The following is a 10,930-nucleotide window of genomic DNA, read 5'->3' as shown; positions in this document are numbered from 1 at the left end:
ATACTATGCAGATCCAGTTAGAAGACAATTCTTTATAAGTCTTGCTATTCAAGGATTTGATATTGTATTTTCTGATTTATGTATAAATTAAAAGGAACAAATTTGCTACAAGGTTTCTACTAGCTGAGTACAAAAATTTAAATAATCTCACTTTTACAAAAGTGGTATATAGATAAAAAGTTTGTTTTTCCTGACATGAGAAACTTCTCCAAGTATCGCAGTGTAAAAAATCAAACTATGTAAATATAAATAGGATTGCTCTATCTACTGAGGTAACTAAAAAATAAAATAATTTATCTGTTTGATGCCAAGCTATCTGGGGGAATATAACGTAACTCCAGTGAGGTTAAGCAATGGTTAATCAGACATACACAGTTGATGTCTTAGTTGTCGGTGGAGGAACCGGAGGCACTGCGGCTGCTATCCAAGCGGCGCGATGGGGAGCTAAAACGATTCTGGTGAGTGAATTTTCTTGGTTGGGGGGAATGCTAACTTCGGCTGGGGTGTCTGTACCCGATGGCAACGAATTAGAAGCCTTTCAAACGGGTTTATGGGGTGCGTTTTTGCAGGAATTGCGGCAACGGCAGCCCGGAGGATTAGATAACAGCTGGGTAAGCTTTTTTAGTTACGATCCTCAAATTGGGGCAGAGATTTTTGCAGACTGGGTGCAGGAATTGCCAAATCTGCACTGGATTTCTGGACAAGTGCCAATAGAGGTGTTCCGCCAAGGTGATTCTATTACTGGTGTGCGCTTTGCTGATTTTGCTGTCACAGCCAAAATTATTCTCGATGGTACAGAATTAGGAGATTTATTAGCTTTAGCTGAGATACCTTACCGTTGGGGTTGGGAATTGCAATCTGAGTGGGGAGAACCAAGCGCTCCAGTGGGTTTTAACTCTTTGACCCAGAAATATCCTGTGCAAGCGCCTACTTATGTAGTGATTATGCAAGACTTTGGTGATGCAATTGCACCAGAAATTCCGGCTGCCCCTAACTATAATCCATCACAGTTTACAGATGCTTGGAATGGCTATGGAGCAGAGACATTTTTGAATTATGGACGTTTGCCTGGTAATCGATTCATGATTAATTGGCCAATCTGTGGCAATGACTACGGCCAAGGAGTAGGGCGGCTGATAGAGTCAGATGTGTCCAGAGGTGAATTCATCCAAGAATCTCGCTGGCATAGCCAAAATTTTGCCCATTTTATCCAAAATCAGCTTGGTCGTCGCTATGGTTTAGCAGAAAAAGTATTTCCTCACGCCCCTACAGCTTTTGCACTGCATCCCTATTATCGGGAAAGCCGCCGCTTATTGGGACTAAGTACTGTCCGAGAACAGGATATTTTGCCGATCGCCGGCGGAAGAGTTGCATCTATATTTAATGATGCAATCGCAGTTGGTAACTACGCCAATGACCATCATTATCCTGGTGTTCAATTCCCACTGCAACCAAAATCTATCCGTTGGGGCGGGCGTTGGACTGGAACACCCTTTACAATTCCCTACAGTTCCCTAATTCCAGCCACAACAGATGGTTTCTTAGTTTGTGAAAAGAACATTTCTGTCTCTCACATTGCCAATGGCGCTACCAGATTACAACCTGTGGTTATGGGCATCGGTCAAGCAGCAGGTATGGCGGCGGCGATGTGTGTTGAGTTAAACTGTCAGCCGAGGCATTTACCTGTTAGATCACTGCAAACAGCTTTATTAGAGGATAATCGTTCAAAAACAGCAATTATTCCTTTATTTAATCTTCCACCCAATCGTTCGGATTGGCTGGACTGGCAACTGTATTACTTAAATAACCCACAAGCCTATCCAGTTAGTGGTTATTGCCCTTGCCCATCGGAGAATGAGTACCCTGACTCTGCTTTTGAAAAGGCATTAATTCGGGAAAGTAACTGTTTCAAAGGCATTTTCTTCCGCTTGGAACAGCAGGAATACAGATTTGCTGTCACAGCGCCAGCCGCATATCAAGGGCAAAATTGGCAGCTTGTGACTTTGCGATCGCATATCGACGAGCAATTACGCACTTACCCCCACGAACAATTAGTTACATTGTGGGGTCGTTACAACCACTCTGGTAACTGGTTATTAGTCGAACATTTAATCGGAGGATAAGAAGAGTTTATTTTCAGTAAAACAGAATACTTTTTGATTAATTGTCCGGATATTAATCAAAAAGCTAAGTATCAGTGAAGTGGAGAGTTCCAAAATAGACATTTGCTATGCGTGCTGCCATTTCACTTTTAGTATCGAGTCTGGTGTTCGGCCCCTTAGCTTCTAACTGCCAAGCAATGGTCAATCACTTATCAACTGGGCTACTTTCCACGCCTACTTCGGAACAGTGGCTCTCGGCAGCATCTGAACAAAATCCAGATGATGCGCCACGTCATCGCGGTAGTGGGCGTAGGGAAGTGACACAAAAATTCGGAAATACCTATGTTGTGGTTTAACCACCGTAGGATAATGCCTGTTCTTCCAAAAGAACCAAAGTTCCAGAAAACACGATGTTATGCCAACATATTTGACACAGCTTTTTTGACAGAGATATATACAGTTGACACGCGAAAATCTTCAGCGATCGCTTAGTATTTCAACTGCAAGCTTTGTATATCATTAGTTGGTCTTTTAATCCTGGCGATCAAAACGCAAATAAAATTAAGTGTCTTGATCAGCAGCATTAACAACTCCCAAAAGCTACATAACTGTTGCTTATATTCGGTGGGAAGCTCTGCATCTCAATCCTTAACGGCTCTAGAAATAGATGTTATTTAGACTATCAGTTAATCTAAAGCACGTCTAATTCAAACATTTTGCTTGCTAAGGAAATAGTCTTAAGGCAACTTCATTCACTTTATTCCCCAATATCTTTTCTTCTCATACATTGAGTAGCTGGCTTCTATATGAGCAACTAATGGATCTTCACTTCGACGCGTGTTTAGCGTCCTTTACCTAAGCATAAAATCCCTTTCGTTCCATTTGAGCTTATCTAGGACATGGATTCGCACAAGTAGTATAGATTGATTGCACTTGGCAACAAATATTACTATTTATGAGCTACTCTTGCACCCTGGTTCGTTCTCCTCGTAGATGGTGTTCAACGAAATAAATATTAAGAAGAATTTGCTAGATAATCTCACTCATCTTAATTATTCTACACCCAATGACAGATGCAAAATTTTGCATCTGTCCTTTTTAGGTAAAGTTTCCTTAAAGAAAAGGCAATGAAAAGGTATTGTTTCAAGCTGGCTTATGAGCAATGAAATACTTGCTCATAAAATGGTCTTGTATCTCAATATTCTCAAAGCCTACTCTCTGTAAACGCTCTACCAAGTTATCAGTGGTGTAATGCTTGTAATAGGGTTCATGGAAAGTTTCAGGAAAAGAGTCCATCATATATTCCAACTCAGGTGAATCACTCAACTGAATGGAGTCACAGATAATAAAGACTCCGCCTGGTTTTGTTACCCGGAAGCATTGCTCAATAACTGTCTGACGTACAGATGCTGGTAACTCATGGAAGAGAAAAACAGAAGTTACAGCATGAAAATAATCATCTACATAAGGTAACTCTTCGGCATTGCCTTGCAAAAGTTGCGGTAGTTCTCCTGGGATTTGCGATAGTAGTTCATTTGCTTTCCGCAAATAAGCTGGTGACAAATCTGTGCCAAACAGAGATGCTTGAGGCAAGGCTGCCCGAATTAACTTTAAAGTCCGCCCAGTTCCACAAGCTACATCCAAAATACGGACTTGCTTTGGTGTAAACGAATCAAAAGCTTTCAGCCCTTGCTTGAGAGGAGCGAGAATTCGCCGCCGCATCGCATCAGCTGCCCCACCAAAAAGAATTTCTACTTGTAAGTCATATAAATTGGCTGACAAGTCACTTAAATAGCCATTGCTTTGGTGATGGAAGTTCTGCACGTAGTAGCTGGGATAACCATCTGTGTCAATTTCGGGCGAAAAATCTTGATAATTTTGTTGTTTAACCCGCTCCCAGATTTGAGGAGAATCTAGCCACACTAGAGGATAGTAGGAAAAAAAGTCTTGCCAGGGGTTATCAAACAATAAACTTTCTGGGTAGACACCTTTTTGGGCATCTTGCCAGTCTGTTTCGAGCAGCTGGTTCAATCTCTGTTGAAGCTTGACTAAAAGCTCATTTGGGATGGGTTTGGTCTTTTGTTGAAGTGTCGGATACACCAGGTTCCTCAACTGTGAACTTAATATCTTGTGAGCCAGACCAAAGTAATTTTTACCCTGCTGAAAGGTCTGATAAGTCAGCTTAGTTAAACTCTCAGGCATAAAAATAGCTTAAGTTTTGATTACTTTTATGTAAATAATTGTAACGAAAAAATTACCTCCTGTTGGAAAAGTAAAAGCTCCCAGGCAAGACAAACTTGAAGCCAGATGATTTTAGCCATCATAGATAGATTAAGGAAGATTTTTCCAGCTTTGGGGACAAATGGCTAATATTGTCAGCAAAGCAAAATATAAATTTATGTAAAAAGTAGCTTATGTTACAGATTTTTTGTTATATTAGTCTTGTAAGAAAACAAAAATTATATATTCACCAAATAAAGAGGACTATGGTTATGTCTATCGCAGATAAATCTCGTGCGTTGATGGTGCGTGAACATCAGCAAGTCAAGAATCGCCAACAATCAATGCTGATGCGGGCCGCACAAGAACTTGGTCTTCCTGAAGAAGTCTCTCACTACTGGAACCCAATTCAAGGGAAGGTAGATGCTAGTAGTCGGATGATTTATGGACCCAGCCACGCTTCCATGAGTTAAGTTTCAAGAGTTTGAAGCTAGATTTTTTGAGTGAATATCTCAACTGGCAACTCTGGAAAAAAAGCCACCCTGTACTCTAGGGTGGCTAAACTTATTAATTTTAGTTAGATACGATTCTTAATTTAATTAATTAAGCATCGTAGTAGAGGTAAAACTCATAGGGATGAGGACGTAGCTGTAACTGCTTGGCTTCGTTAAGCTTGTAGTCAATCCAATTTTCGATAAAGTCTTCCGTGAATACGCCTGATTCTGTCAAGAAAGCGTGATCGTTTTCTAGTGCTTGCAATGCCAGTTCTAAAGAACTTGGAGTTGAGGGAACCTTTGCAAGCTCTTCTGGAGAGAGTTCATAGATATTCTTATCTAAGGGTTCACCAGGATGTATTTTGTTCTTGATGCCGTCGATACCAGCACAAAGCATTGCAGCAAATGCCAAGTAGGGGTTAGATGTAGCATCTGGACAACGGAATTCTAAACGCTTGGCTTTGGGGTTTTTACCAGATAGAGGAATACGGATAGAAGCAGAACGGTTCCCTTCAGAATAAGCCAAGTTTACAGGAGCTTCATAACCAGGTACTAGGCGCTTGTATGAGTTGGTACTGGGGTTAGTAATTGCTAACAGCGCTGGTGCGTGTTTGAGAAGACCACCAATGTAGTACAACGCCATATCACTCAAACCAGCATACTTATCACCTGCAAACAGAGGTTGGCCGTCTCTCCAGATGGACTGGTGACAGTGCATTCCCGAACCGTTATCGCCAAAAATCGGTTTTGGCATGAAGGTGACGGTTTTGCCATATTTTTTAGCAACGTTCTTGATGACATATTTGTAAATCATCAACCAGTCAGCCGCTTCGATCAACTTCCCAAACTTGAAACCTAGTTCGCACTGACCACCAGTAGCAACTTCGTGGTGATGTTTTTCAATGGGCACACCTAATTCTGCCATTGTCAACAGCATCTCTGTACGGATATCTTGGAAAGAATCCGTCGGTGCGACTGGGAAGTAACCTTCTTTGAAGCGTGGTTTGTAACCCAAGTTGGGTTTTTCATCTGTACCGGCTTTACCGGAATTCCAAGCACCTTCTTCGGAGTCTAAGAAGTAATAGCCTTCGTTAGCAGTTTGGGCAAACCTAGCACTATCAAAGATAAAGAACTCAGCTTCAGGGCCAAAGAAGGCTGTATCACCAATGCCACTGGCAACCAGGTAATCTATTGCTTTTTGGGCAATAACCCGTGGGCAACGGTTGTATGGTTGACCCGTGCGGGGGTCTTTAATACTACAAATTATACTTAGTGTTGGCACTTCCATGAATGGGTCGATCCAAGCAGTGTTGGGGTCGAGTACCATCGTCATGTCCGATTCGTTGATCGCTTTCCAACCCCGAATGCTGGAACCGTCAAAAGCTACGCCATCAGTGAACGCAGTCTCATCGATTTGGTTTTGGTACAGTGTGAGGTGCTGCCAAGTCCCTACTGTGTCGATGAATTTGAGATCAATCAGTTGAATTTTTTCATCTTGAATTCTCTTCAAGAGTTCTTGTGGTGTAGTCATTGTTACTCCTTCTCTACCAATTTCCTAAAGTCAACCAGAATCTTACATTGCATCCTAACCCTGCTGATCTCAATCAGACCGTGACACACCAGAAATATCTTAAATAGTAGACATTAGCTGATTTTGTAGTTTATGTTACAGATATCTGGATTATCAGGTTATATTAACCTTTCAGCGCTCATCTGTACAAAACTGGAAAGTTCATCATATAGGGGTCAACTTTGGCATAGAATCCTTAAATAGTGGATAGATTGTTTTTGTGCCGAATCTATTTTAAATAGCACAAAAATTTACTGGTGCGTAAGTGCAGCCAAATAAATATCAAACCATAAATAGCAAGGATTGGGAGAAAAAAGAATGCGCGATGCGGTAACAAGTTTAATTAAGAATTATGACTTAGCTGGTCGGTATTTTGACCGGAATGCGATCGATAGCCTAAAGTCTTACTTTGACAGTGGTACAGTCCGAGTCCAAGCGGCGGCGGCGATAAATTCTAATGCGGCTGCACTTGTCAAGCAGGCGGGTTTGAAGTTATATGAAGAACTGCCAGAATTGATTCGCCCCGGTGGAAATTCCTATACAACTCGTCGTTATGCAGCTTGTCTGCGCGACCTTGATTACTATTTGCGCTACGCTACCTATGCACTAGTTGCTGGGAACACAAATGTATTGGATGAACGAGTGCTACAAGGGCTACGGGAAACTTACAATTCTCTAGGCGTGCCTATTGGACCTACGGTTCGCGGTATCCAGATTCTCAAGGATCTGATTAAGGAGCAAGTAGCAGCAGCAGGTGTGGTTAATACTGCTTTTGTGGATGAACCATTTGATCACATCACACGCGAGTTGAGCGAGATAGATATTTAGATTTTAGGTGGGCCGGATGTCTGCCACGACATAAATATAAATAGCGATCGCACTTTTGTCTTTGTTGGGAAAGAGCGATCGCTTTTTTAATCCAAGTTTTTGCCGCTAAAGGGCAATGTCACGCCTCTCTAATCTAGTTCAAAAAGGACATGTTAGCTTTGTCCACTTTGTATTTTGTCGAAGATTGCGCCGTCATCGAAAAACTTCTTCTGAATAGTATCCCAGCCTCCCAAACTCTGAACGTTGTAAAGCTTAGAAATCTTAGGAAATTTATTCTGTACTTCCTTTATACTAAAAATTTTGATTTTTCCTGGGGAAACTCGTAGTGAAGATATGTAAAATATCCGACTACTATTTCAAATGAGGGAGAAAAAATAACTAATGTCTAATTCTCAATTCCCTAGCAAATTGCTTGATACTTGAAAATAAAAGTATTGTAATTCCTTACATAATTGGTAGAATCACCATATTCTTGATGAAGAATGTGAGGTTTATTGGTGTTTGCAACTAGTTAGATGTAATCATCCGGTATGATAAACACTATATAACTGTATTCCCATCAGTTATCTGTAGATTTAGCGGAGGAAATGGAATGAGTTTGTGGCAACACCCACTGAAAAGATTACAAGCAATTGCTGAACATGGAACATATCGGTTCAGACTAAATTCGCTTAAAGGTTTTGTATCACTCTTTTTGGTAGGGACTGTATTGAGTGTGGCGCTTGCTGCCTGCTCTGGTGGAGGAACTGGGAATACTTCTTCTTCTGAAACCCCTAATGCTAGCGCTACTCCTGTGGCTGCAAACAAAGATAGTGTTGAACTAACTCTGGTTTCCTTTGCTGTCACCAAAGCGGCTCACGAAGCAATTATTCCTAAATTTGTAGAACAGTGGAAGAAAGATCATAATCAAACTGTCGTCTTCAAGCAAAGCTATGGCGGCTCTGGTTCTCAAACTCGCGCTGTTATCGATGGCTTGGAAGCAGATGTCGTCCACTTGGCACTAGCTGGAGACACTTCAAAGATTGAGAAGGCTGGATTGATTCAGCCAGGATGGGAGAAAGAAGTTCCCAACAACGGTATTGTCTCCAAATCAGTTGCAGCATTAGTAACTCGTTCCGGCAATCCTAAAGGCATCAAAAACTGGCAAGATTTAGCTAAAGACGGTGTAAAACTAATTACTGCTAACCCCAAAACTTCAGGTGTTGCTAAGTGGAATTTCTTAGCACTATGGGATTCTGTGATTAAAACAGGTGGCGATGAGGCTAAAGCCACTGAATTTGTGACTAAAGTTTACAAAAATGTGCCAATCTTGCCTAAAGATGCACGGGAAGCTACTGATACATTTGCCAAGCAAGGGCAGGGAGATGTCTTAATCAACTACGAAAACGAAGTCATTTTGGCACAGCAAAAGGGCGAGAAGGTTGATTATGTCATTCCCGATGTAAACATATCCATCGACAATCCGATCGCAGTGGTAGATAAGAATGTCGATAAGCATGGAACCCGCGAAGTTGCTGAAGGTTTTGTGAAATACCTCTATACTCCAGAAGCACAGCAAGAGTTTGTCAAATTAGGATTCCGTCCTGTGGATGAGACTTTAGCTCAAACTAAAGAAGTCACAGACAAATTTCCCAAGGTGAAAACTTTGGGTACAGTTGCAGACTTCGGCGGTTGGAGTGCAATCGATAAGAAATTTTTCGCCGATGGGGGCGTGTTTGATAAGATTCAAGCCCAAAAATAAACGGTAATTAAGTAATTCGTAATTCGTAATTCGTAGTGATAACCTTACAAAATTATTTTATCGAAAATTAAAATTTGTTGGAATGTCTTTGAATTACGAATTAGCAATTACGAATACTGGCAAAAAAATTCTTGTGAAATTTAAATTTTGAATTCTTGACTATGACGACTGTATCTTCTTCTTTGGAAGTTGAGCGCAAAACACCATTCTGGAAGAAATTGCGGCGGGTTCCCTGGACTTGGCGAATCACAATAGCATACCTGACAGTGATGTTGTTTATCCCCATAATTGCCATGTTCCTGAAAGCGAGTACGGAACCTCCGGCGAGATTTTGGGCGATCGCAACCAGTGATATCGCATTAGCTACCTATAATGTAACTTTTGTCACGGCAATATTTGCTGCCTTACTCAATGGCGTATTTGGTACTCTAATTGCTTGGGTTCTGGTGCGCTACGACTTTCCCTTCAAACGCTTGATTGATGCCACAGTAGATTTACCTTTTGCACTGCCAACTTCAGTAGCGGGGCTAACCCTAGCAACTGTTTACAGTGATAATGGCTGGATAGGTTCGCTACTAGCACCACTGGGAATTAAGGTAGCTTTTACTCGCACAGGAGTAGCGGTGGCAATGATATTTATCTCACTACCCTTTATTGTGAGAACTGTGCAACCCGTACTTCAGGAAATGGAACATGAAATTGAAGAAGCTTCTTGGTGTCTAGGCGCTTCTCAATGGCAGACCTTTTGGAAAGTAATTTTGCCACCTTTATTTCCGACGATTTTAACTGGTGTTGCCTTGGGTTTCTCCCGTGCGGTTGGCGAATATGGGTCAACTGTAATTATCTCTTCTAATACGCCCTATCAAGATTTGATCGCACCTGTATTGATTTTCCAACGGTTAGAGCAGTATGACTATTCTGGTGCAACAGTAATTGGCATAGTTTTACTATCAATTTCGTTGGTATTGCTATTAGCAATTAATTTCTTACAAGCATGGGCAAGACGATATGACAGTAGATAAGCCAAGTTTTCACTCATCTGCATCTGATACACATACAGCCAAGCCTAAAGAGCAGAAGAGTTGGGTGCCAATAGTTTTAATTGGTATAGCGATCGCTTATTTAGCTTTAGTTCAATATATCCCTGCAATCAACGTTTTTGTTCAAGCCTTCAGCAAGGGAGTTGGGCCATTTCTATCCAACCTGACACGACCAGCTTTTCTCCATGCAGCTTGGCTGACACTGTTGCTGGCTGTAATTTCTCTACCCTTGAATACAGTATTTGGGCTATGTGCAGCTTGGGCGATCGCTCGTCATAAATTTCCTGGACGAGCCATAGTTTTGAGCATTATTGACCTGCCCTTTTCCATCTCGCCCGTAGTTGCAGGATTGATGATTGTGCTACTTTACGGACGCAATGGGTGGTTTGGCCCTTGGCTCCAGGCACATGATATCAAAATAATCTTTGCCTTTCCAGGTATGGTGCTGGCTACAGCCTTCGTGAGTATGCCCTTTGTGGCGCGGGAAGTGATTCCCGTTTTAGAGGAATTTGGTAAGGATCAAGAAGAAGCTGCTAGAACTCTCGGTGCGAAAGATTGGCAGATATTTTGGCGTGTCACCTTACCTAGCATCCGTTGGGGCTTACTCTACGGTTTAATTTTGACCAATGCCAGAGCAATGGGTGAATTCGGGGCAGTTTCGGTGGTATCTGGCAATATTGCTGACCAAACCCAGAGCTTACCACTGTTTGTAGAAGATGCTTACAAACAGTATGAAACCGAAGCTGCCTTCTCTGCGGCTGTATTGTTAGCATTGCTAGCAGTAGTAACTTTGGTGCTAAAAGAGATTTTAGAACGGAAAACCAGCATCAAAGATGTTGAATAGTTAGGTTTTGGGCATTGGTTATAAGAAGGGGAAGGGGGAAAGGGGAAGGGGGAAAGGTAAAACCTCGCCCGCAAGTGGCGCGAAATAATCC

General features: G+C 41.8%; 9 protein-coding genes and 1 pseudogene. 7 read left to right on the top strand and 3 right to left on the bottom strand.

From position 1 onward, the window contains the following. Positions 1-353 precede the first annotated feature (353 nt). Together G1O98_RS32530 and G1O98_RS32525 are read left to right on the top strand one after the other, a co-directional pair. The gene (locus G1O98_RS32530; protein ID WP_163937198.1) at positions 354-2,123 is read left to right on the top strand and encodes an FAD-dependent oxidoreductase; all 1,770 of its coding nucleotides are present in this window, start codon (positions 354-356) and stop codon (positions 2,121-2,123) included. A gap of 107 nt (positions 2,124-2,230) precedes the next feature. Further along, on the top strand, positions 2,231-2,458 hold the full coding sequence (locus G1O98_RS32525) for a hypothetical protein (RefSeq protein WP_041565664.1): 228 nt from the start codon (positions 2,231-2,233) through the stop codon (positions 2,456-2,458). A 787-nt stretch (positions 2,459-3,245) separates the two neighbouring features. Here G1O98_RS32525 and G1O98_RS32520 read toward each other — a convergent pair. Beyond that, a complete protein-coding gene (locus G1O98_RS32520) occupies positions 3,246-4,304 on the bottom strand; it encodes a class I SAM-dependent methyltransferase (protein WP_163937195.1) in 1,059 nt (352 codons plus the stop codon). A gap of 290 nt (positions 4,305-4,594) precedes the next feature. On the opposite strand from G1O98_RS32520, the gene G1O98_RS32515 reads away from it, so the two are divergent. Beyond that, positions 4,595-4,795 (top strand): hypothetical protein, encoded by a 201-nt coding sequence (locus G1O98_RS32515; protein WP_012411649.1) that lies wholly within the window; start codon positions 4,595-4,597, stop codon positions 4,793-4,795. A 130-nt stretch (positions 4,796-4,925) separates the two neighbouring features. Here G1O98_RS32515 and glnA read toward each other — a convergent pair whose 3' ends face one another. Continuing rightward, a complete protein-coding gene (gene glnA / locus G1O98_RS32510; protein WP_163937192.1) occupies positions 4,926-6,347 on the bottom strand; it encodes a type I glutamate--ammonia ligase in 1,422 nt (473 codons plus the stop codon). Between the two features lie 357 nt (positions 6,348-6,704). On the opposite strand from glnA, the gene apcB reads away from it, so the two are divergent. Then, positions 6,705-7,214 (top strand): allophycocyanin subunit beta, encoded by a 510-nt coding sequence (gene apcB / locus G1O98_RS32505; protein WP_069071277.1) that lies wholly within the window; start codon positions 6,705-6,707, stop codon positions 7,212-7,214. Between the two features lie 152 nt (positions 7,215-7,366). Here apcB and G1O98_RS40370 read toward each other — a convergent pair. Continuing rightward, positions 7,367-7,501 (bottom strand): annotated as a pseudogene (locus G1O98_RS40370) (sulfate ABC transporter substrate-binding protein); the annotation flags it as partial. Between the two features lie 305 nt (positions 7,502-7,806). Between G1O98_RS40370 and G1O98_RS32500 the strand changes: the two are divergent. The 3 genes from G1O98_RS32500 to cysW all read left to right on the top strand — a co-directional run bounded on the left by G1O98_RS32500 (position 7,807) and on the right by cysW (position 10,839). Then, entirely contained in the window at positions 7,807-8,955 is a 1,149-nt protein-coding gene (locus G1O98_RS32500; protein ID WP_163937189.1) for a sulfate ABC transporter substrate-binding protein, read from the top strand. Positions 8,956-9,116: 161 nt separating this feature from the next. Continuing rightward, positions 9,117-9,977 (top strand): sulfate ABC transporter permease subunit CysT, encoded by an 861-nt coding sequence (gene cysT, locus G1O98_RS32495; RefSeq protein WP_163937186.1) that lies wholly within the window; start codon positions 9,117-9,119, stop codon positions 9,975-9,977. After that, entirely contained in the window at positions 9,964-10,839 is an 876-nt protein-coding gene (gene cysW / locus G1O98_RS32490) for a sulfate ABC transporter permease subunit CysW (protein WP_163937183.1), read from the top strand. The genes cysT and cysW overlap by 14 nt, the downstream gene beginning before the upstream one ends. Positions 10,840-10,930 lie beyond the last annotated feature (91 nt).

It is taken from the genome of Nostoc sp. UIC 10630, assembly GCF_010747425.1.
Classification (GTDB): domain Bacteria; phylum Cyanobacteriota; class Cyanobacteriia; order Cyanobacteriales; family Nostocaceae; genus Nostoc.
This window is presented reverse-complemented; position numbering and strand designations above follow the sequence as displayed.